General features: G+C 54.6%; 23 protein-coding genes. 8 read left to right on the top strand and 15 right to left on the bottom strand.

What is annotated here, in order from left to right; all coding sequences use genetic code 11:
• Positions 1–70 precede the first annotated feature (70 nt).
• From rpoH to ftsY, 4 genes are all read right to left on the bottom strand, one after another.
• Complete coding sequence (rpoH, locus tag K5L82_RS13530) at positions 71–931, bottom strand: RNA polymerase sigma factor RpoH (RefSeq protein ID WP_133007089.1); 861 nt, start codon at positions 929–931, stop codon at positions 71–73.
• A 206-nt stretch (positions 932–1,137) separates the two neighbouring features.
• A complete protein-coding gene (gene ftsX, locus K5L82_RS13535) occupies positions 1,138–2,145 on the bottom strand; it encodes a permease-like cell division protein FtsX (protein ID WP_133007088.1) in 1,008 nt (335 codons plus the stop codon).
• Entirely contained in the window at positions 2,135–2,827 is a 693-nt protein-coding gene (gene ftsE, locus K5L82_RS13540; RefSeq protein ID WP_223134505.1) for a cell division ATP-binding protein FtsE, read from the bottom strand. The genes ftsX and ftsE overlap by 11 nt, the downstream gene beginning before the upstream one ends.
• A 26-nt stretch (positions 2,828–2,853) precedes the next feature.
• A complete protein-coding gene (gene ftsY, locus K5L82_RS13545; RefSeq protein WP_133007086.1) occupies positions 2,854–4,062 on the bottom strand; it encodes a signal recognition particle-docking protein FtsY in 1,209 nt (402 codons plus the stop codon).
• 158 nt (positions 4,063–4,220) lie between these two features.
• On the opposite strand from ftsY, the gene rsmD reads away from it, so the two are divergent.
• Positions 4,221–4,859 carry a 16S rRNA (guanine(966)-N(2))-methyltransferase RsmD gene (rsmD, locus tag K5L82_RS13550; protein WP_133007085.1) on the top strand — a complete coding sequence of 213 codons (639 nt, stop codon included), beginning with the start codon at positions 4,221–4,223 and terminating at the stop codon, positions 4,857–4,859.
• An 81-nt stretch (positions 4,860–4,940) separates the two neighbouring features.
• Here rsmD and K5L82_RS13555 read toward each other — a convergent pair whose 3' ends face one another.
• Positions 4,941–6,119, bottom strand: coding sequence for a fatty acid desaturase (locus K5L82_RS13555; RefSeq protein ID WP_223134506.1), 1,179 nt, complete (start codon positions 6,117–6,119; stop codon positions 4,941–4,943).
• 183 nt (positions 6,120–6,302) lie between these two features.
• Between K5L82_RS13555 and mutM the strand changes: the two genes are divergently transcribed.
• The 6 genes from mutM (at position 6,303) to K5L82_RS13585 (ending at position 11,529) form a co-directional block, all read left to right on the top strand.
• Entirely contained in the window at positions 6,303–7,115 is an 813-nt protein-coding gene (mutM, locus tag K5L82_RS13560) for a bifunctional DNA-formamidopyrimidine glycosylase/DNA-(apurinic or apyrimidinic site) lyase (RefSeq protein WP_223134507.1), read from the top strand.
• 192 nt (positions 7,116–7,307) lie between these two features.
• Positions 7,308–7,640, top strand: a complete 333-nt coding sequence (locus K5L82_RS13565; RefSeq protein WP_114335264.1) for a hypothetical protein — start codon at positions 7,308–7,310, stop codon at positions 7,638–7,640.
• Positions 7,641–7,726: 86 nt separating this feature from the next.
• The gene (gene yrfG, locus K5L82_RS13570) at positions 7,727–8,413 is read left to right on the top strand and encodes a GMP/IMP nucleotidase (RefSeq protein WP_133007081.1); all 687 of its coding nucleotides are present in this window, start codon (positions 7,727–7,729) and stop codon (positions 8,411–8,413) included.
• Between the two features lie 57 nt (positions 8,414–8,470).
• Positions 8,471–8,878 carry a ribosome-associated heat shock protein Hsp15 gene (gene hslR, locus K5L82_RS13575; RefSeq protein ID WP_223134508.1) on the top strand — a complete coding sequence of 136 codons (408 nt, stop codon included), beginning with the start codon at positions 8,471–8,473 and terminating at the stop codon, positions 8,876–8,878.
• A gap of 89 nt (positions 8,879–8,967) precedes the next feature.
• Positions 8,968–9,822, top strand: a complete 855-nt coding sequence (gene hslO, locus K5L82_RS13580) for an Hsp33 family molecular chaperone HslO (protein ID WP_223134509.1) — start codon at positions 8,968–8,970, stop codon at positions 9,820–9,822.
• A gap of 171 nt (positions 9,823–9,993) precedes the next feature.
• Complete coding sequence (locus K5L82_RS13585) at positions 9,994–11,529, top strand: phosphoenolpyruvate carboxykinase (RefSeq protein WP_133007078.1); 1,536 nt, start codon at positions 9,994–9,996, stop codon at positions 11,527–11,529.
• Positions 11,530–11,594: 65 nt separating this feature from the next.
• On the opposite strand, the gene K5L82_RS13590 is transcribed toward K5L82_RS13585, so the two are convergent.
• On the bottom strand, positions 11,595–13,661 hold the full coding sequence (locus K5L82_RS13590) for a TRAP transporter large permease subunit (RefSeq protein ID WP_223134510.1): 2,067 nt from the start codon (positions 13,659–13,661) through the stop codon (positions 11,595–11,597).
• Positions 13,662–13,688: 27 nt separating this feature from the next.
• Positions 13,689–14,741, bottom strand: a complete 1,053-nt coding sequence (locus K5L82_RS13595; RefSeq protein ID WP_223134511.1) for a hypothetical protein — start codon at positions 14,739–14,741, stop codon at positions 13,689–13,691.
• Positions 14,742–14,897: 156 nt separating this feature from the next.
• Here K5L82_RS13595 and K5L82_RS13600 point away from each other — a divergent pair, with 156 nt between their 5' ends.
• Complete coding sequence (locus K5L82_RS13600; protein ID WP_133007075.1) at positions 14,898–15,170, top strand: HU family DNA-binding protein; 273 nt, start codon at positions 14,898–14,900, stop codon at positions 15,168–15,170.
• Between the two features lie 46 nt (positions 15,171–15,216).
• Here the strand turns inward: K5L82_RS13600 and K5L82_RS13605 are convergent, their stop codons facing one another.
• The 8 genes from K5L82_RS13605 to gshB form a co-directional block, all read right to left on the bottom strand.
• Positions 15,217–16,236, bottom strand: a complete 1,020-nt coding sequence (locus K5L82_RS13605) for a putative solute-binding protein (protein WP_223134512.1) — start codon at positions 16,234–16,236, stop codon at positions 15,217–15,219.
• A gap of 205 nt (positions 16,237–16,441) precedes the next feature.
• Positions 16,442–17,740 carry a dihydroorotase gene (locus K5L82_RS13610; protein WP_223134513.1) on the bottom strand — a complete coding sequence of 433 codons (1,299 nt, stop codon included), beginning with the start codon at positions 17,738–17,740 and terminating at the stop codon, positions 16,442–16,444.
• Entirely contained in the window at positions 17,737–18,756 is a 1,020-nt protein-coding gene (locus tag K5L82_RS13615; protein ID WP_223134514.1) for an aspartate carbamoyltransferase catalytic subunit, read from the bottom strand. The genes K5L82_RS13610 and K5L82_RS13615 overlap by 4 nt, the downstream gene beginning before the upstream one ends.
• A 27-nt stretch (positions 18,757–18,783) precedes the next feature.
• Complete coding sequence (pyrR, locus tag K5L82_RS13620) at positions 18,784–19,293, bottom strand: bifunctional pyr operon transcriptional regulator/uracil phosphoribosyltransferase PyrR (RefSeq protein ID WP_133007071.1); 510 nt, start codon at positions 19,291–19,293, stop codon at positions 18,784–18,786.
• Positions 19,294–19,303: 10 nt separating this feature from the next.
• Positions 19,304–19,744 carry a Holliday junction resolvase RuvX gene (ruvX, locus tag K5L82_RS13625; RefSeq protein WP_133007070.1) on the bottom strand — a complete coding sequence of 147 codons (441 nt, stop codon included), beginning with the start codon at positions 19,742–19,744 and terminating at the stop codon, positions 19,304–19,306.
• Positions 19,737–20,303 (bottom strand): YqgE/AlgH family protein, encoded by a 567-nt coding sequence (locus K5L82_RS13630; RefSeq protein ID WP_223134515.1) that lies wholly within the window; start codon positions 20,301–20,303, stop codon positions 19,737–19,739. The genes ruvX and K5L82_RS13630 overlap by 8 nt, the downstream gene beginning before the upstream one ends.
• A complete protein-coding gene (locus K5L82_RS13635) occupies positions 20,300–21,157 on the bottom strand; it encodes an energy transducer TonB (protein ID WP_223134516.1) in 858 nt (285 codons plus the stop codon). The genes K5L82_RS13630 and K5L82_RS13635 overlap by 4 nt, the downstream gene beginning before the upstream one ends.
• Before the next feature lie 48 nt (positions 21,158–21,205).
• Positions 21,206–22,156: a glutathione synthase gene (gene gshB, locus K5L82_RS13640; RefSeq protein WP_133007068.1), complete on the bottom strand. Its 951-nt coding sequence runs from the start codon at positions 22,154–22,156 to the stop codon at positions 21,206–21,208.
• Positions 22,157–22,223 lie beyond the last annotated feature (67 nt).

Below are 22,223 nucleotides of genomic sequence, written 5' to 3' on the forward strand. Positions count from 1 at the left end.
TATACAAACAAAAACGCCACCAACCGCAAAACGGTGGTGGCGTTTTCAAACACTCAAAACAAAAGGACTATCAGGCCGCTTCCGTCATCTGAGCCTTAATCTTCTTCATGGCGTTTTTTTCCAACTGCCGAATCCGCTCCGCAGAAACGCCATATTTATCCGCCAGCTCATGCAGCGTCGACTTACTGTCCGTCAACCAACGCTCACGCAGGATATCCTGACTGCGCTCATCCAGCACACTCAACGCCTGCATCAAGCGGCCATTGGAATCTTCAGACCAGTTAGAATTCTCAAGCTGCACGGCCGGATCTGCACGACGATCCTCAAGATAATGGGCCGGTGCCTGGTAAACGGCATCGTCATCGTCGTCCATTGGACCATCAAACGACGCATCACGGGAGGCCAAGCGGCCTTCCATCTCACGAACCACCTTGGGCTCCACACCCAAATCTTCCGCGACCGCATTCAGCTCATCGTGATTCAACCACGCCAGCTTCTTCTTTTGGCTGCGCAGGTTAAAGAACAACTTACGCTGTGCCTTAGTCGTCGCCACTTTCACGATACGCCAGTTGCGCAAAATGAACTCGTGAATCTCAGCCTTGATCCAGTGCACGGCAAACGATACCAAGCGCACACCGTATTCCGGATTGAAGCGCTTTACCGCTTTCATCAAGCCTACGTTGCCTTCCTGAATCAAATCAGCCTGAGCCAGACCGTAGCCTGAATAACTGCGAGCGATATGAACCACAAACCGAAGGTGAGAAAGCACCAACTGCCGGGCCGCCTCCACATCGCCGTCGTAATGTAGCCGTTCCGCCAAATCCCGCTCTTCTTCTACTGTGAGAACAGGAATGCGACTTGCCGCCTGAATATAGGATTCTAGATTCGCGCCCGGAACCAGTCTGTCAGCCAGCTGTAAACTCGTACCCATGCATTAACCTCCGAACCTGACGTGCTTAAAATATATCAACAAACTGTAAGACCGCCAAGATCTTAATAAGTTCCCGAGAACTCCAGTAAAACGTTAATTATCAACAATCTGGAAAACTCACCGTGCCTACCTGAAACGCTACTGCAATCGCATTAAGCTACGCCAGAACAAGCTCTAATTTCAATACGGTATTCCCGTGACCTGCGTCACCCGCCGGCTATCTCACCCGGTTCTATATCGTCCAGATGACGCTTCACTGCCACCCAAGCGCCTAGCCAGCCTAACAGCATTGCGATGATAATCAATGCTGCCGCGCCCTCGAAGCCTAGCCCCTGCAAAGCAAATTCACTGCGATACAAATCGGCCAAACGTTCTATGGGGCCGTTTAGCCACCACAACGAGGCCTGTATTAACACCCAGGCAACCAGACCGCCTCCCAAACCAAACCAAGCACCGGAGTACAAAAACGGCCTACGGACAAACGCATCTGTGCCACCGACCAGTTTCGCCACCAGAATTTCATCGCGACGATTCTCGATCGCTAAACGTACGGTATTACCAATCACCAGGATCACCGCCGCGCCCAATAGCAATGACAATGCCCACACCGCTCGCGCCAAAATTTCGGTCATGGCATTCAAACGCTGCAACCAACCCAGATCGACCTGAACCTGATCCACCCGCCCCATACCTTCAATAAAGACTACCAAAGCCTGCACACTCGCGGCCGTGCGGGCATTCTCTTGAGGGGTAATCAGTAATGTATGCGGCAACGGGTTGTCGCCTAGAAAATCCAGCGCATCGCCCAAACCGGAAGCCTCCCGAAACTCAACCAAAGCTTGATCCCGCTCCACCAGCTCGACCGACAAAATCCGGCCGTCACTGTCTATATCGCGAGTAAGCTTTTGAGCCTGTTGCACAGAGGTATCCAGACTCAGGTAGGCGGTGATCCGAGCGCTGCTCTCCCAACCGGCACTCACTCCCTGCAAACTGGTCAGCAATAGCAACAAAGCCACCGGCAACGCCAGTGCCACGCCCATCACTGTCCATGTCATTGCACTGGCAACCGGCGTTTTCAGCAAACGCTGGGCAGAGGCCCGGGCCACCTTGCGATGGTGGTCCAAATAACTTCTGGCCTGATTATTAATCGGAGATTTCGAACGCGTGGCGGCACCACGAGGATTAACGGGTTTCTGTTTTTGGTCAGCGGCCACTCAGACCTCCTCCGACCGGGGCACTACCGCCTGCGATCAGCTCACCGTGGTCCAATGTCAGCCGGCGACGGCCCATTTGGTTAATCAAGGCGATGTCGTGTGTGGCAATCAACACCGTTACACCCACCTGGCTGAACTCCGTAAACAGCTGCATGATGTCTGCCGACAATTGCGGATCGAGGTTACCCGTCGGCTCATCCGCCAAGAGGACCGGAGGTTTATTGACCACGGCCCGGGCAATGCCAACCCGCTGTTGCTCACCCCCAGACAATTGCATGGGGTTCATTTTTTCTTTGCTCAGCAGCCCCACCTTGTCCAATGCAGCCCGCACCCGGCGGCCGATGTCTCTGGGGGCTACACCCATGACTTCAAGCGGCATGGCCACGTTGTCGAACACGGTGCGATCAAACAGCAATTGGTGATTCTGAAACACCACACCGATGTGCCGTCGAATGTAGGGAATCTGTCGCTTCGGCAGGCTATTAAGGCGCTGGCCACCAACCATCACTTCGCCCGCGCTCGGCCGCTCCATCACCATGATCAGTTTCAACAAGGTACTTTTACCGGCTCCGGAGTGACCGGTCAGAAACGCCAGCTCACCCCGGTCGAGATGAAAGTTCACCTGGCGCAGGGCGGTGTGATCAGAATCGTAGCGTTTGCTTACCTGACGAAACTCTATCATCTAGGCTGAGGCTCCCGAGCTGAGTGTCATTCGTCGAACAAGGCACTGACGAACGTTTCTGCATCAAATGTACGCAGATCTTCGGCCTGTTCACCCACGCCGATATAACGGATAGGTAGCTGAAGCTGACGCGCAATAGCAAATACGATACCGCCTTTCGCCGTGCCGTCCAGTTTCGTCAACGTAATACCGGAAACACCGACCGCCTGTTGGAACACCTGCGCCTGGCTCAAGGCATTTTGGCCCGTGCCGGCGTCCAGTACCAACATGACTTCGTGAGGCGCTGACTCATCCAATTTCTTCATAACCCGAACGACCTTGGTAAGCTCGTTCATCAGGTTGTCTTTGTTCTGCAAACGCCCGGCGGTATCGGCAATCAAAATGTCGGTACCACGGGCTTTCGCCGATTCAATAGCATCGAAGATCACCGATGCACTGTCGGCACCGGTGTGCTGGGCAATCACCGGCACATCGTTACGCTCACCCCAAACCTGCAGTTGCTCCACTGCGGCAGCCCGAAAGGTATCGCCGGCGGCCAACATGACAGACTTGCCTTCGCTCTGGAATTTTCGGGTCAGCTTGCCAATCGTGGTGGTTTTGCCAACGCCATTAACGCCAACCACCAAAATGACATAAGGCGCTTTACCGGAGTCAATTTCCAGAGGCTTGGTAACATCTTTCAGCAATCCGTGCAGCTCTTCCCGTAGCGCTTTTCGCAGAGCTTCGCCATCTTTGAGCTGATTGCGCTCCAGTTTTTCCGTCAACGATTCGATGATTTCTGACGTAGCGGTCACGCCGACATCCGCCATCAACAAGGACGTTTCGATTTCTTCCAGTAGGTCTTCATCGATTTTCTTACCCACGGAAAACATGTCAGCCAGCCCACCGGTCAGGCTGGCGCGGGTTTTCCCAAGACCTTTCTTGATACGCTCAAAGACGCTGATCTCTGGCTCTGGCTCTGGCTCTGGCTCTGGCTCTGGCTCTGGCTGAGATTTTACTTCCGGCGCCGGAACAACCTCTGGCTCTTCAACCGGCGTTTCCGGTGCAACCTCGGCTGTTGGCTCGGACGCTTCTTTTTCGGCCTCTGCTATCGGGGCTGGGCCTTTGGCAACGTCTGGTTTGCGCTGCGGGACCGGCTTCGGGCGCGGAATCCGCTTACGATTGCTGGCAACGTCCAGCACGAAGAAAAGAACAAGAAGGGCCAACAGGCCAATTGAAATCCACTCTGCCGTCATAGTCTTACCATCTGTCTGAAAATGGGCGCGCAAAAGAAAGCCGACATTCTAGCAGACTGCCGGCGCTAAGTGATGGGCCAAGCGGTTATCGCTCGACTCTGGCTTTCCGGTACTATTGCATCCCTAACTCACAACTCTTCCAGCCCGCGGAGCAGACCATGGCGAAACGCAAACCAGCCCCTCGAAAACCTGGCTCTGGCGCATCGCAAAGCGCTGGTCAAGGCGACAATGGCGAGTTGCGGATCATCGGTGGCGATTGGCGTAGTCGAAAATTGCGTTTCCCGGATGTTGGCGGTGTCCGCCCAAGCCCGGCCCGAATCCGAGAGACCCTGTTCAACTGGCTGAACTATCACGTCGCCGGCAGCGACTGCCTGGACCTGTTTGCCGGTTCCGGTGCGCTGGGCCTCGAAGCCCTATCTCGGGGTGCGGCTCAAACCACTTTGGTGGATCACACGCCTGCACTGGCGAAAGCTCTACGAGACAACCTTCGGCTTCTTAAATCAGACAAAGGTGCGGTGATCTGCCAAGACGTTGAGCAGTTTCTGAGCCATCGACAACAGCCCCCGTTTGACATCGTATTTATGGACCCACCGTTCCGCCAGGGCTGGCTCGACAAACTCTTTCCGCTGCTGGATTCGGAGCAATGGCTAAAACCCGGAGGCTGGATCTACGTGGAGCACGAAAGCGAGCTTCGCACCCCGCCCACTCCAAAAAGCTGGGAACTGCACCGCCAGAAGATCGCAGGACAGGTTAACTACAGCCTGTACCGCGTAGCCGTAGAGGCAGTCTCGACGTAGGGCCATTCCACAAGCCATCGGCCTTAAAACGAAAAAAGCCCGAATGACTGAGTCACTCGGGCTTCTTACTGCGGCAGTTGATCAGCTCGCAGGGCGCAGCGAATAGGCTCGCAGGTGCGCTGAAAACTCTTCCAGATACCGAATGCCACTGGCTTCGGCATCCTTGCACCATTCCATCAATGCCTGCAACTTTTCCTGGGGCTTCAAGCCACGCTGACGCCACAGCAATTGTAGCTCCTGATGCTTTTCATAGATCTGACGCAGAATTTCATTGCGCTCGAGAACCGTCTCCAAGTGCGCCTTTTCGCGCGGTTTAATGAGCGCTTCTTCCCGGTGCAGTAACCGCTTCAATTTTCGGTACATAGGCCGGATGTCCTCATCCATTACCAACCGCTGCTGACGCAGAACCGGGGTCATGACACGCTTACGATACTGGCGCATGATGTCAAAACGGTTGTTGGCAATGGCCTGCACAGTTTCCACATCGACATCCAGCTTACCGGGAACATGATGCGCAATCGGGCGATAGCCTTTCGGCTTGGCCAGTCCAAACAACTGAAACAGTCGAATATAGCCCCAGCCAATATCCACTTCGAACCAGCGGCGCGACAGTTTCGCCGAGTTCGGATAAGTATGGTGATTGTTATGCAGCTCTTCACCGCCGATCAAAATACCCAGCGGTGAAATGTTGTGTGCATTATCCGCACATTCATAATTTCGGTAACCCAGATAGTGACCAAGCCCGTTGACCACACCTGCGGCCCAAACCGGGATCCACATCATCTGCAGAGCCCAGATCCAAATACCGTTCACGCCAAACAATGCCAGGTTGATCACCGCCATCAGCGTGATACCCATAAACTTATGGGGGGTATACACTTTACGCTCGATCCAGTCTTCCGGCGTGCGCTGCCCATAACGCTGAAGAATCTCAGGCGTCGCAGACTCGGCGTAAAGTTCAGCACCTTCAAAAAGTACTTTACGAACCCCGAGAACAACCGGGCTGTGCGGATCTTCTTCAGTTTCACACTTGGCGTGGTGTTTGCGGTGAATGGCAGTCCATTCTTTGGTGTTCTGAGCTGTGGTTAACCACAACCAAAAACGGAAGAAGTGCTTCAGGACCGGGTGCAAATCCAGTGCGTTATGAGCCGAATGTCGATGCAGATACAGCGTAACACTGACGATTGTGATGTGAGTCATCACCAAAGCAGCCGCTATCAACTGCCATACAGAAAGGTCCAAAAGACCGTTAAACCACATAAACTTTCCTCGAAAATCAATCTACTTCGACATACGGCACGAGAGCAAAACTGCGGGCATTCGAAGGCAATTATCCGAAGCACACTTTAGCGTACAGCTGTACGCCAGAACAACCATATTTGGTGGACTTTTTGTTACCGTTTACACTTATTCTTTTCGCAAGCAGCAAGCGGCGGAGGCTCAGTGCCCGAATTACCTGAAGTTGAAACTACTCGGCAAGGCATCGCGCCTCATTGTGAAGGCCAGACCGTAACCCGGGTTCGAGTACACAATGGCAAACTCCGCTGGCCCGTTCCTGACGACCTTCCCGATTTACTGCAACACAAAACCATTCGCGCCGTCGATCGTCGTGCCAAATACCTGTTCCTGCATCTCGATACCGGCACCGTCATTGTTCATCTGGGCATGTCGGGAAGCCTGCGGGTCATCACTGACAACAGCCCCGCGATGAAACACGATCACGTTGAGCTGAGTCTGGGCAACGGTCGAATCCTTCGCTTTAATGATCCCCGTCGATTTGGCTGCTGGCTTTGGAGTGAAGATTACCGCGCTCATCCCCTGATCCGGGATCTTGGTCCTGAACCGTTATCACAAAACTTTAACGGTGCCCTGTTGTTCCGGTTGTCCCGAGGCAAACAAACGCCAGTGAAATCGTTCATCATGGACAACCATGTCGTGGTTGGGGTCGGCAACATCTACGCAAATGAAGCTCTCTACAAAGCCGGCATTCATCCAACGCGAAAAGCCGGGCGCATCAGCCTGGATCGTTACCACAAACTGGCTGAAGCCATAAAAGAAACCTTAAGCGCAGCCATTTTGATGGGTGGTACCACGCTTCGGGATTTCGTTAACAGCGACGGCAAACCGGGGTACTTTGCCCAATCCCTACTGGTGTATGGCCGCGCCGGTGAAGCCTGCCCCGAATGCCAGGCACCATTAAAAGAAATCCGTATGAACAATCGTTCCACCGTCTACTGCCCCAGGTGTCAGCGTTAGCCTTACCTGTTATTCGTGAGCGGACCCTCTTTTTAACCAGAAAGCGTTTGAAATTGCAGCAATATGATTCATAGTTAACAGAGAATTCATGACCATGCGCTATAATTACCCCTTACACCACTGAAATGCGTGCAAATATTTCGGGCTAGAAGTTCCGGCTCCGCCGGGCGATTCGTTCAGGAGAGATTACCCATGATTCGCAAGTTTTCCCGCACACTGGTAGCCACTGTCGCCGCCTGCCTTCTCGCGTTTTCATCCATGGGCCACGCCCGTGCAATCGATGAAAGCCCTTCAGCCCTCGCCATGACAACCGACGCTGTACTTTTGCGCCCGGCTCTGCTGGCCACCACCATTGTCGGCACAGCCGTTTATCTGGTGTCCTTGCCGTTTTCCGCCCTTGGCGGCAACGCCGGTGAAGCCGGAGAGGTTCTTGTGGTTGGCCCAGCCAAGGCCACATTTGTGCGTTGCCTGGGCTGCACACGAAGTGGCCGGAAGCAAGAATCGGTGTCGCAATCTGACGACTGAGCACCGCGCACGCTCCGTATAATTCCGGCTTGCCAGAGGCCGGAATCTAAGGCAGCCTGAAGCAAAATCCTTCAGGCTGTTTTTTTATGGTTGATTGGTCATCACTCGACACAGTGTTTCTGGACATGGATGGAACACTGCTGGATCTGCATTTTGACTCGCACTTTTGGCTGGAACACCTGCCCAAACGCTATGCAGAGCAGTTCGACCTGCACCCACAAGAAACCAAAGACCAGCTGGTCAGCATGATCATGGCCGAACGCGGCACACTGAACTGGTACTGCACCGATTACTGGAGTGAGCGGCTCTCAGTGGATATCACTCAATTGAAAGCGGAGGTCGGCGATCGAATTGGCTACCGGCCACACGTGCATGACTTCCTGGGCAGCCTGAGAACGGCCGGACTGCACTCCGTCATCGTCACCAACTGCCACCCGGACCCTTTGGCCCTAAAGCTACAGCGAACCGGCTTGGATCAGCATGTCGACATGATCATTTCCAGTCATGAACTGGGCAAACCCAAAGAAGACCGGGATTTCTGGCGGGATCTGTGTCAGCGGGTTAACTACCAGCGCGAACGTACCTTGATGGTCGACGACAGTTTCCCGGTGCTTGAAAGCGCGCAAGAAGCCGGCATCGGCCAATGCCTGGCGATTCTTTCGCCCGACAGCACTCAAGCGGCCAAACCCCATCACCCTGATATTCCGGGCATTTGTCATTTTGATGAGATCTTGCCGTCTTTGCAGGCCCGCCGAACACTGCCATCAGCCTGACGAGGCCGTTATAATTCGAGGGATGACTGCCCGGAGCGCTCATCAGGTAAAAGTGATATGAAGCCTACAAACACTGAAGATCAAAAAGTACGACTCGACAAATGGCTGTGGGCAGCGCGCTTCTACAAAACCCGCTCCCTCGCGAAAGAAGCCATAGAAGGCGGCAAAGTTCATTACAACAGCCAAAGAAGCAAGCCAGGCAAGATTGTCGAGGCGGGGGCCAAAGTCACGCTTCGACAAGGCTGGCAGGAGAAGATTGTTGTCATTGATGGCATCAGCGACCGACGCCGCGGAGCGCCGGAGGCACAAACGCTGTACCACGAGACGGACGCAAGCGCTAAAAAACGGGAAGAGCTGGCCTGGCAACGCAAAACCATGCAAGCCGCACAACTGCCACCCGCGCGCCGGCCCAGTAAAAAAGATCGCCGCAAGATCCAACGATTTCGGGAAGAAAACGACTTGTAGCCCGTTACTACAAGCTCGGAGGCTCCGGCATCAACACACAGAATTCTCTGCCCTGAGCGGGCAATTGACCCATATTTTCAGGAGACACCATGGCATCCCGAGACCAGTTCCAACGTTTTATCTTTGAGCACAGCCAAGTGCGAGGTGCTTGGGTACAATTGGGCGGCAGCTACAATGAAATCACCCGACAGGCTCCCTACCCCGACGCCGTTCGCGACTTACTCGGCGAAACACTGGTTGCCAGCGTTTTGTTAAGCAGCACACTCAAATTCGAAGGCACCGTGGCACTGCAAGCCGCGGGCGAAGGGGCGTTGCGCACCTTAATGGCCGAGTGCAGCCACGACCGCAACATCCGCGGCTTGGCTCGCTTCGACGACCAAGCTATCAGCGGCGGCACCTTGAACGAAATGCTGGGCGCTGGTCGCATGGCCATCACCATCACGCCAGACAAAGGTCAGCGCTACCAAGGCGTGGTTCCGCGAGAAGCCGAGACACTGTCCGGCTGTCTGGAAGAATATTTCGAACGCTCCGAACAGCTTGCTACAAGCCTCTTCCTCTTTTCCAGCGAAGACTCAGCAGCGGGGCTACTGTTACAGCGACTACCGGGGCATACCGAAGAAGACGACGAGTTGTGGAACCGGGTGAACCATCTCGCCAGTACTGTTAAGGCTGAAGAGCTTCTCGAACTGGACAGTGAAACCCTGCTGCACCGCCTGTTCAACGAGGAAACTGTGCGCTTGTTTGACCCCGAACCCGTGGCCTTTCACTGCACCTGCTCAAGGGAACGCACCCTCGGCGCACTGGAATCAATCGGCAAGGAAGAGTGTTATAGCATTCTGGAAGAGCAAGGCAGCATCGAAATGGACTGTCAGTTCTGCCACGCCAGCTATCGCTTTGATAGAAACGATATTGACCAACTTTTCACCGGTCATACGTTACACTGATACCCTACTAAATTATCCGGAAGCCGCGCCAGAAGCAGCCTCCGGAGCAGTCGTTTTTTTCCGGCGTCTCTGGCATAATAGCGCGCCTGAATTGACCCGATTGTTCAGAATTCCGCCAACTTAGAAGTGCGGGCTGGGCAGTCACTAAGACATCCCGAGGGCGAGGTCGAAGTGAGCAACACTTATACTGATCTGAATACAGCACGGCTGGTCGAGCTAGCACTGGCACGGAACGAAGGCCAACTGGCAGCGAACGGCTCTTTAGTGGTCACCACCGGTGAACGCACCGGCCGATCTCCCATGGACCGCTTCATTGTTCAGGAGCCCAGCACAGCTGACGATATTCATTGGGGCCCGATCAACCGTCCCTTTGACGCTGATAAGTTCGACGCCCTCTGGGATCGCGTTGAAGCCTACATTGCCGAAAAAGACCAATTCGTTTCAAACGTTCACGTAGGCTCAGATCCTGAGCATTACCTGGCCGTGAAGATGACCACCGAAACAGCTTGGCAGAATCTGTTCGGCCGCAACCTGTTTATCCGCCCGGAAGCCTACAACCCGGCCGACAAACAGGAATGGCAGATTCTCAACGCCGCTAACTTTCAGTGCGTTCCCGAGCGTGATGGCACCAACTCCGACGGCTGCGTGATCATCAACTTTGCCAAGCGCAAAGTACTGCTGGCTGGCATGCGCTACGCTGGCGAGATGAAAAAAGCCATGTTCTCTGTGCAGAACTTCCTGCTGCCAGAGAAAGACGTACTGCCCATGCACTGTTCTGCCAACGTCAGCGAAAACGGCGATACCTGCCTGTTCTTCGGCCTGTCCGGTACCGGTAAAACCACCCTGTCTGCCGACCCGCATCGCTTCCTGATCGGTGACGACGAGCACGGCTGGGGCCCCGGCACTGTGTTCAATATCGAAGGTGGTTGCTACGCCAAGTGCATCGATCTGAGCCAGAAGAACGAACCCATCATCTGGGACGCCATCCGCTTCGGCGCGATCGTCGAGAACGTCATGATCGATCAGGAAAGCCGCGAGCCGGATTACACTGACGTTTCCCTGACCGAAAACTCTCGTTGCGCTTACCCTCTTGAGCACGTTGAGAAGCGCGTTCTGGAAAACCGTGCCGGCGAGCCGTCACACATCATTTTCTTGACCTGCGATATGACCGGCGTTCTGCCTCCAGTCTCTATCCTGAGCCGTGAAGCTGCTGCTTACCATTTCCTGAGTGGCTACACCGCGCTGGTTGGCTCCACCGAGATGGGGTCTTCATCTAAGCTGAAGTCCACCTTCTCGACCTGCTTCGGCGCACCGTTCTTCCCGCGTCCAGCTGGCGTATACGCTGAACTGCTGATGAAGCGTATCGATGAGTTCGGCAGCAAAGTGTTCCTGGTTAACACCGGCTGGACCGGCGGCCCCTTCGGTGAAGGTAAGCGCTTCAGCATCCCGACGACTCGCGCGATCATTGCTGCGATTCAGAACGGCGATCTGGACGACGTGGAAACCGAGCACCTGGACGCACTGAACCTGGAAGTGCCCAAGCACATCCCGGGTGTAGACAGCGAGCTACTGAACCCACGCAACACCTGGACCAGCCCGGAGTACTACGACGGCAAGGCTCAGGAGCTGATCGGTCAGTTTGTTGAGAACTTCACAAAGTTTGACGTGGCAGATGCCATTGTTGAGGCAGGTCCGAAACTCGACTGAGTTTCATCCGGCCAAAAAAAAGCGCCCTGCGAAAGCACGGCGCTTTTTTTGTGCTCTGTTAACGCTTAACTGGCGTAGAACAGCAACGGTACGAACGCCACCAGCACTAGAGAAATACCCATCGCAATCAACGGCATAATGATGCGTTCATGACGCTGATAGAAGGTGCCCTCTTCAGCTTGTGCCGCCAACACCTCGGCTTCCCCCACCACTTGCCGGGTCAGCAAGTGGTTCAGCGCAACCGGCGGGCTCAAGTAACCCAACTCAAAAGCGACCAATGTCACCATCCAGAAATGAACTGGGTGGATACCGCTGGAATAGGCAATGGTTGCGACCGTTGCCGTCACCAGAATCACCGCACCAAAGGCATCCATAATCATGCCCAGAATGACCAGGATAACCACCATCAGCAGCATCGCCGACCAGGCACTGTCAAAGGCCTGGGGGAAGGCTGCCATAATGTGGGATCGTTCGATAACGCCACCGATACTCACCGACAACCCCAACAACAGCAGCAGAGCGCCAATCTCCGCCGTGGTGTCATTGGTGGCATTTCGAACGCTTCGTTCCAGCCCATGATGGGGGTTACCGTTGAACGAAACAGCCTGCTCCCGCTTACGACTTACGTGTTCGTACAGCAAAATCGACAGCATGATTACGGGAAGGAGGCGCGGCGCGGAAAATTCATCCATTTTCACATCGAGCGCAAAGCGGTACAGCAGCACCACTGACACAATCACGAGGACATAAGGAAGCAAAGGCCGAAGGGCCCGAATGCTCGCAGGGAAGGCTTCTGAACTGGGAGCGAGGTTGAATTGGCTTTGGCGGTTAACGGTGGTCGCTACGATGCCGAACAAAGTGGCGGTCAACACAAACACCCAAATACCCCAACCGAACAGCTCATCGGTCGTGACCTCGCGGTTCAGATAAGCAATCACGACCACCAGCAAGCAGGGCCGCAGCACCACCCCTAACGAACCAGACATAGCGGTAGCGGCTAACGCTAGATGACGCCGCGCACCTGCCGCCCGCAACTCACTGTATATAACCGCGCCAGCGGCGATGACGAAGATGCCGGACGCGCCGGTGTATGCCGTAGGAATGGCTGCCACCAGCACCGCAACCACAGCCAGCATCTCCGGCGGCATACGCCACGGACGGAATACATCAAACACCAGTGTGGCCAACTTGGTCTGTTTGAGCATCATGCCCACCCAAACATACAAGCCCACATTCAGGAACATATCCGCCAACTCAACCATCTTGCCCAGATAGATACCGATGCCGGACGAGTGACCAATCAACGCAAAGTAGCTGCCCGAAATCAAACACATCACGGTATACAGGGGGACAGCCATGAAGGCTTTGCTCGGACTTCCGCCAGGCTCGAGGTCATCAGGTACACGAACGAGGCGATACAAACTGGCCAAGGTCAAGCAGGCGAAACCGGCGATCCAGAAGTTATGCAGTAACATCTCTTCGCTGGACAATGCCGTACTGCTAGCGAGTGTAGACTGCCGAAAAATCACACTGGACCCGAGCAGCATCGCGTTAGCAATGGTTTGCAGGATCATGGAAACCGTATAATCCAGCCGGGTTTCCATCGCGCGCATGGCAATATGGTGACGCGTTAACGTAGCGGTGACAGCACACAGCATCACCAAAATGACCAAAATATAGCGCTGTGCGGCAAGCCCAAACGCAATCAAGTCAGCCACAAACAATTCAACGGTCCGATACGCCGTTACGCCCGGTGTTAATTTATCTTGCAACTCGGAGTAACCAGTGTGGGCTGCGCGACAATCCGCGGCTGAACGTTCAATCGCCAAACGGACTTCAGCGGGGTCTTTCTCAAAATCCCCCAGTAGCGCTGCCATAGGGTCGTCAGCCGGCGGTGCTTCGGCCATCTCCTTCGCCACTGCGGCATCCACATCCTGAATGACCTTGCATTGAGGCTGGACCGGATCCATTCGCAGCTTGTAATAGCCACTCCACATCTGCTCCCCCCCCCGGAGCATTTGGTTATGGATGTCACTGCTGGTAGAAAACAACACAACAGCAAGCAAAAGCAGACAGGCCGGCAGTGAAGAAAACCACTCCAGCCCACTACGGTTCATTCGACCCTGAATCATGACAGCCCACCCTGGAAAATGACGGATTTACAACAGATCGTCGAGATCCATGGTTTCAACGGGCGCTCGCTGATCATCCCAGAACGAGCCGAAACGGCCGGTTGGCGTCCGGTGCCCTGTATTTTCCATCCACAGCTTGTCGGAGATGGTCACCAGCATGTTTCGGGCCATAGCATCAATGAAACGCCAGTCTTCGCTAACCTCAACCGTTTCTTCGGACTCGGCGAAGTCGCGAATAATAGCCTTCACGAGGGCCGTATCGTTTTTGTTGGTGGCGGCAATAGCGTGGAAAACGTGACCCAAGCGGACCCCAGCTTCCTTACCTTGCTCTTGCGCGGCAGACAAACGCTCAAAGGCATTTTCACCCTGCGGCTGAGTGCCTGGAATCATGGCCCATACGGTAGCTCTCAGGCCCATTGGTGCACCCCACCACTGGCTGTTATCCAAACACTGACTCGCACGACCAACAATTGAGCCTGTATTGAATGGCACGCCAATGGATGACGAAGCCTGAATTTGAGCACTCAGCGCTTGCATACCCGACAACAATCCAGCCATGTAGATGAACTCATCGGCCTCGTCGTCAAAGCTTGGGCACTCCCCTCCATCCGGATCGCCGTAATGGGCGTTGTGGTGCTGCCAACCTTTAAAATAGCGCTTGGCGGCGACGGTATAGGCACGCTTTTTCTGAATAAACGCATCTTCAGCCCCGGTGCCATCATTGGCGTACAGCTTCGACATACCGTTAAGCTCGTGCCCGATGGCTCGTTCTTCGGCGCAGCCGCCGGCGGAGAGGTATAGCACCACAGCGATTTGATCCGGCTCGCTGGTTACGCGGCCAAACGACATCAGCAACGGTGCCGTGGCTTCACTCATGGTACATCCCATCGCAAGGTCGTCAGACTGCATCAGGTACGGCACGGTATGATTGCGGGAAAACCCCTTCATCACATCGCCAGTGGTCTTGTAAATCATGTGGTTGACCGCCCCACATCCACTTAACGCCATGCTGGCTGCAACCGCAGCCACGAAACCGCGTAGCCGCGCACCTGAAGCCATCTTTTTCCGGAAAACTGTCATATCAACTACACCCTTTTATTCTTATGCGTATTCTCAGATCATTGAGGCTCGGGTTTGCACATTCGCGCCAAACCCACTATAGATTGCATACGCTGCTCGCCTGCGCTTGGCAGCTCAAACAAAGATTACAACCAAAACAAAAGACAGGAGTACCTAATGCGCAAACCTGAACTCTCTGCCGCTATCGCTGATCAAACCGGACTAACCCGGGAAAAAGCCGGCGAGGTGATCAATGCGGTGACCGATCAAATTACCGCTGCAGCCGCCCGGGGCGACGACATCAGCCTCATCGGTTTCGGAACCTTTTCAGTTCGCAAGCGAGAAGCTCGCAACGGTAGAAACCCGCAAACCGGTGCTGCCATTCAGATCGCCGCCAGCAAGACCGTGGGCTTCAAACCCGGAAAGACACTGAAAGACGCCGTCAATTGAGTCAGCGCTAGCCCGCTTAGGCGGGCTATATCTCTACCTGCTTACCTTAAGAAGCACATTCCGATCTGGCGCCATCGACACGGCAACGTATCGCTTTCATCAACTTGATGGCGCGCTCGTCGTATACGCCCTCCTCGAGCAACGACATCCGTACCTGACGAAGCATTTTGTCGTACTCAGCCGTATCTTCCTGGGGCAAATTCACCCAAACGTTATCGGGAATGCTGGCTTCTGCTTCGGCAATAATTTCGTAGGCCTCGTCGATACGTTTGATGGATTCGTCACGCACCATTTGACCAGCATCTTCGGGGAACCGCTCCGTGTTGATGATCACCTGGAAATTCATATAACCCAGCGCGTATTTGAACACACCGCCTTTGTCGCCAATGCCTTTATAGAGTTCGAGGGGCTGATACGCCACCGCAGGTGCATAGGCAAAATCGACACTGCCGTTATTGAATTTGCCGGCAAAATTGGCTGAGTTTGAACCTACCACCGAAGCGCCCACATGGCGAACCATCCGCACCGACGCTGTGTCGTAATCCAGAGTGGCGACACGTTTACCCTGCAGCTTTTCGACCGTATCCAGAGTCCGATCTCGGGCATGCAGATACACGGCACCGCCGGGGAAAACACCCGCCACTTCATAAGGACCGTCAATCAGGAATGGGCGCGCCTTGGGCTGACTCAGAGTATTGAACAGTAAACGCATTTCTCGCTCACCAGGGATCGCCCCCATGGCCTCAAGCGTCCCGGTAAACTTGTTGAATTCCCGAGCGCGGGTGCCCGTTAACAAGACCGCATCACACTGGCCCGCCTTGAAGTCTTCTGCCGCCACTTTTTCATCGGTGTATGCACGCAGATTCAGTTTGATTCCACGTTGAAGGGCGACCGGCTGAAATTCTTTAGTAATCGAAAAGAGCGGACCATTAGCACCTACTGGATCAAACACACAAAACGAGCGTTCAATGATGTCGGTCTGAGCTTGCGCATGCATCGGAGCAATCAAACTGGCGCAAAGTGCGGCAGCCCTAGCGATACCGCGGGTGAATCGAATGGGTTTCACGGGATGACTCCTAATTATTATTGTCAAAAGCATAGACTGGCTGGATGCCAGCAACTCATTCATTTTTACGAGTTATGGTAGTTGGAGGGGATCTAGGATACGTTGGCTGAGGTGACTGCCCGCAAGGCCTTTTAAGAATATTGGCTACAATTTGTGATGGATTCGACAGAGGTAATGCTGCCTCCGTCGAATCCTGAGGTGAACGTTAGTGGCTATCCACCCAAACCGGACGGCCAGCCACCAACGTCAGCTCGACCTTTCCTGACAATTTCCGCTCCACCAGCGGTGCGTGTTTACCAGTAGACACCAAGGTTTGTTCAGACGGCTGCCAGCTAGTAGTTGGATTGAAGATGCACAAATCCGCAACGGCTCCACACGTGATCTCAGGCGATAAGCCAACAATACGCCCCGGCCCTTCGGTAAGCGCGGTCAGTAAGCGTTGCCGGCTCAACTCCCCGCTTTCGACCAACTCCAAACCCAGCGAAAGCACACTCTCAATACTGGATAAGCCCGGTTCAGTTGCGGGCAACGGCGCTTGCTTGGCGGCCGTATCATGAGGCTGATGTTGACTGACGATGGCATCGATCACTCCGGCCTGAACACCTGCCACCAGAGCTTGCCGATCGGCTTCAGATCGCAGTGGCGGGCGAACGTGGTACCGGCTATCAAAACCCGCCAGCGCCTCTTCGGTGAAACACAGCTGGTGCATGGCCACATCGGCTGTCACCTTTACGCCTCGCTGACGAGCAGCCGCCACCATCTCAACACTGCGGCCACTGGACAGCTGGCTAAGATGCAGCTTCACGCCCGTTTCTTCGGCAAGTAGCAGCATTTCCATCACCGCGGCCGTTTCGGCCACCTCCGGGATACCCAACAGACCAAGGCGAGTGGTCACCTGACCATCATGGGCGTAACCATCCGCCGCCAACGCCTGATTTTCGGGGCTGAACATAACCGTCAAACCGAAGGTCCGGGCGTAAGCCATACAGCGGCGCATAATCCGGGCGTTTTTAATACCACGAGAGCCATTACCCACAGCCACACAGCCTGCATTTTTAAGCCCGGCCAAATCGCTAAGAAGCTCTCCTTCCAAGCCCCGGGTAATTGCCCCAATGGGCAAGACACGAACCGAACCCCGCGATGAAGCCCCGTCTCGAATCAGATGTGTTACCGCACTGGAATCATTGACCGGCGAGGTCTCAGGAGACGCACACACGGTGGTAAAGCCCCCGTGGGCGGCGGCCAAGGTTTCTGATGCGATATTCCCCTTTTGCCCGTTACCCGGCTCCCGCAGGTTGCAGCAAAGGTCGATGAACCCCGGCGCAATCACATAGCCACTGGCATCGTATTGCTGATCGACCTCGGCACTTAGCGCATCCGCACCCATGGCCACGATCTTGCCTTCTTTTATTAACAGACCCGGGTTGTCGCTCTCGGTGCCTGTGCCATCAAACAAGGTACCGCCGGTTATTTTAAGGCTTTTATCTTGTGAACCCGCCTTCATGCCCGGCCCCCCTCTCTTTCCATCTGTTTTTGCTGCCGTTCCGCCATCTGACCACCCATGGCCATCGACATCACCGCCATGCGGATGGCGATGCCATTAGTAACCTGATTCAGAATCACCGATTGAGGCCCGTCTGCCACCGCAGACTCAATCTCGACACCCCGGTTAATGGGGCCCGGATGCATCACAATGCAATCGGGTTTGGCCAGCGCCAACTTATCCTGATTCAGGCCGTACAAGCGGTAGAACTCTCGCTCACTCGGCAGCAAAGCACCTTCCATACGTTCTTTTTGCAGCCGCAGCATGATCACCACGTCGAGATCTCTCATGCCCCGGATCATGTCGTATTCCACCGTGCAGCCCAAATCTTCGACATCCCTCGGCAACAAGGTTCCCGGTGCAATCACCCGCACCTCTTCGGCACCAAGTTCGTTCAGCGCACGAATCTGGGAACGAGCCACGCGGGAATGCAAAATATCGCCAACGATGGCAACCTTCAGGCTCGCGAACGAGCGCTTATGCTGGCGAATGGTCAACATATCCAGCATGGCTTGAGTCGGGTGTGCATGACGACCATCGCCCGCATTGATGATGGCTACCCCCGGCGTCACGCTTTCCGCAATAAAATGAGGAGCGCCACTTTGGGAATGCCGCACGACGAACATATCGCTGGCCATCGCCTCCAGATTTAGCAAGGTATCTGAAAGCGATTCACCTTTGGACGTGGCCGAGGTGGAGATATCAAGATTCAGCACATCTGCAGACAGCCGCTTGGCAGCCAATTCAAACGTGCTTCGGGTGCGGGTACTGGATTCGAAGAACAGATTTACAACGGTTCGCCCTCGCAGCAAGGGCACTTTCTTAATACTGCGTTCACCCACCTCGATAAAAGAATCCGCAGTATCGAGAATGTCGGTGAGCAGTTCGCGGTTCAAGCCATCAAGGGTAAGAAAATGTCGCAACTGACCACCCCGGGTCAGCTGCAAGTGGTTCGGGGAAGGGTCAATCGCGGTCATGGCTCGCCTGTTATCAATGGGAAGGTTTTACTGCCCGGTTTCCTGAAATTCAATGCGCAACGGCTCAGGGCCGCGCAGCTTTACTCTCTGATAGGTTTCCAGCTCAAGCACTTTACCGACCACATCCGGCTGTATCGGCAACTCTCTGGCACCTAAATCAATTAATGTAGCGAGTATGATACTGGCAGGACGGCCATAATCGAAGATCTCGTTCATGGCAGCCCGAATGGTGCGACCACTCATGATCACATCGTCCACCAAAATGATATCCCGCCCTTCCGTATCAAACGCCAAACTGGACGGTGTCACCGTCGGGTTTAACCCGATGCGGCTGAAATCATCACGATAGAACGAAATATCCAGCTCACCAAAGTCCTGCTTCAGGCCCAGACGCTTATTCAGAATGTCGGCAATCCAAACACCACCGGTACGAATACCAATCAGCGCCGGATTCTTGATACTCCGGCGCTCCAGAACATCACGCAACCCTGCTTCCAGCTCGTCCAGCAACGGATTGATATCAAGCAATGCGGTCATTAAAGCCTCGTTAATCAACTCGGCCGGTTTGTTCCCGGCACCAGGTTTCCAAAATCAAAACGGCCGCCAGATCATCTACACCATGACGACCGAAATCCCGACTACCACCGTCGGCTATCACCCGGCCTTTGGCCTCAAAACTGGTCAATCGTTCATCAACCATTTCCACCAGCACATGGTAGCGACCGTGAATGCGCTTGCCGAACTTTCGGGCTCGGGCGCACATGTCGTTTTCGGTATCATCCATGTTCAGCGGCAACCCCACCAGCACCAGATTCGGCTGCCACTCAGCTAACAAAGCTTCGATCTGAGCCCAATCAGGCACACCATCCCGGGCCGGGATCATGGCCAGCGGCTGTCCGGTACCCAGCATTTCCTGACCAGTGGCTACGCCAATACGCCGCGTGCCAAAGTCAAACGCCAATACTCTTCTATTACCGACCTCAGGCATGTCCCACCGAATCGCTAAGCTGACTCAAATCCACACCGATCAGTTTAAGAACGGCTTCGTAACGCTTTTCAATGGGCGTTCGAAACAACACATCATCAGTGGCCGGGCATGTTAACCAGGAGTTGCTGCCCAACTCTTCCTCCAACTGACCTTCACCCCAACCCGAATAACCGAGCGCGACTAGAAATTCGTGCGGACCATCATCCTGACCGATGCTTTCCAAAACATCACGAGATGTGGTCAATAAAACGTCGTCGGTCACCCGCGCGGTGTTCTGCCACTCCCGCCCCGGTGAGTGCAGCACGAATCCCCGTTCAGGCTCGACCGGGCCTCCGGCATACACTGGTATGTCCAGCTCTCCGCCGCGCATGTCCAATTGTTCCAGTATTTCGCCCAGGTGGATGCCCAAGGGCTGGTTGATCAACAAACCCAGCGCACCGTCCTCCGAGTGTTCACAGATATAGATCAGTCCACCGTGAAATCGAGGATCGGATAGCCAAGGCGATGCCACCAGAAAATGGTGCTTCAAGCTACCTGTCGCAGTGGTATCTTCAATCATCCTGAACTGAGCCCCCGCTTCTGGAACGACCAGGTTCGTATAATTTCCAACTCATCCGCTTTCTCACGCATGCTTTCCGGGAAAGGCGCAAAAGGCGCAGCCATCCGAACAATGCGAATGGCTGCGTCGTCTAGTACCGAGCTGCCCGAAGACTGCAAAATGGCCACCTCCTTTATGGTGCCATCTTTACGAATAGAAACCAGCATTCTCAGATCGCCATAGATGCCCGCTCGTCGGGCCTCTGTCGGGTAATTAATATTCCCTACCCGGGTCACTTTGCCGACCCAGTTCTGCACGTACCATGCGTTATTAGACTTCAGCGTAGAAGCCGCCGTCACTCGCATCACCCGGGGCTTGCGCGCATAAGCTTGCTGCTGCGCATCGAACCGGGCTTCCAAGCTGGCAATTTCCAGACTCCGTTCCATCAAGCTTTTGCGTTTGGCCCGGGGCAACGGCTCCGGTGCGACCTCATCGTTTTGTTGCGACACCTGCCGCCGAGCGTTTTCCGCCTGAACCACCGCTCGGTTCTGACTGGGCTGCGGTTCTGTTGTGGTTTTCGGCTCAGGCTGCACGTCAGCAACCTCTGGCTGGCTGACGTCGGCCGGTTGAGGCGAGGTCATTTCCAGGGGTTCATTTTCGGTGCCGCTACCCTGTTGGTTCGTCTGCGCCAGAAAATCCGCTTGCTCCGGGGCTTGTTCGTCATCAAATTGCGACAGCGTGATTTCCATCGTTTTCGCTACAGAGCTGGGCAGCTCCGGAGCAAAAGTAATGCCCAATACAGCGATGGCATGGAGTGCCACCGCCATAAAAAGTGTGAATGAAAATCGATCGAAATCGCTTACCTGAACTGCCATCACGTGTCCTGATTCTGCATCGGGGATGCCCGTCGATATTGATTCAGCTTACTGCTTCAGTCGTCGCTCAATAGCATCCATCAACAACGCTGAAATATCGATGCCAAACTGCGCATCCAGCTCTCGAATACAGGTTGGACTGGTCACATTAATCTCGGTGAGATAATCACCAATGACATCCAGGCCCACAAACATCAATCCTTTCTCTTTAATCACCGGAGCGACGCGGGCGCAGATTTCACGGTCGCGATCGGTCAGCTCGCGGCCTTCTCCACGGCCACCGGCGGCCAGATTTCCGCGATTTTCACCCTGCGAAGGAATTCGGGCAAGGGCATAAGGCACCGGCTCACCATCAATCAGCAGAATGCGCTTATCGCCATTCGAAATTTCAGGCACGAATTTTTGCGCCATGGCCTGGTGTTCGCCGTAATTGGTCAGAGTTTCAATAATCACCCCAAGGTTGGCGTCATTTTCTTTAACCCGAAATATCGACCGCCCCCCCATGCCGTCTACCGGCTTCATAATGATGTCGCCGTGCTCGGCGTAAAACTCCCGAAACCGCTGCGAGCTGCGGGTCACAATCAGCGGCGGAGTTAAATCTTCAAACTGTGCGGCAAACAACTTCTCATTGCAGTCCCGCAGCGTTGAGGCGGGGTTAACCACCAGCGCACCCTGCTGCTCGGCAGCATCAAGAATATAGGTCGCCATCAAGAACTCACGATCAACCGGGGGATCCTTGCGCATCAAAATAACATCCAGATCACCCAACGCCCGATCCTGGCTGGCACCATAACTGAACCAATCGTCCGGGTTAGCCCGCACGGTCAGGCTGCGGGTGCTGGCCCGAGCCTGGCCTCCCGCCAAATACATATCCTGGAGCTCCATGTACTCAAGTTCCCAGCCACGGTTTTGCGCCGCAAGCAGCATGGCCAGCGAGCTGTCTTTTTTGAAATGGATGTCCTCGATCGGATCCATAATGATCCCGAGCCGAATTGCCATAGAGTCTCCTGGAATATCAAGTTGAAAATCTGCAAATAAACCACTGAAAACACGAACCAGGCAGCAG

It is taken from the genome of Marinobacter sp. AL4B, assembly GCF_019916045.1.
GTDB lineage: Bacteria > Pseudomonadota > Gammaproteobacteria > Pseudomonadales > Oleiphilaceae > Marinobacter.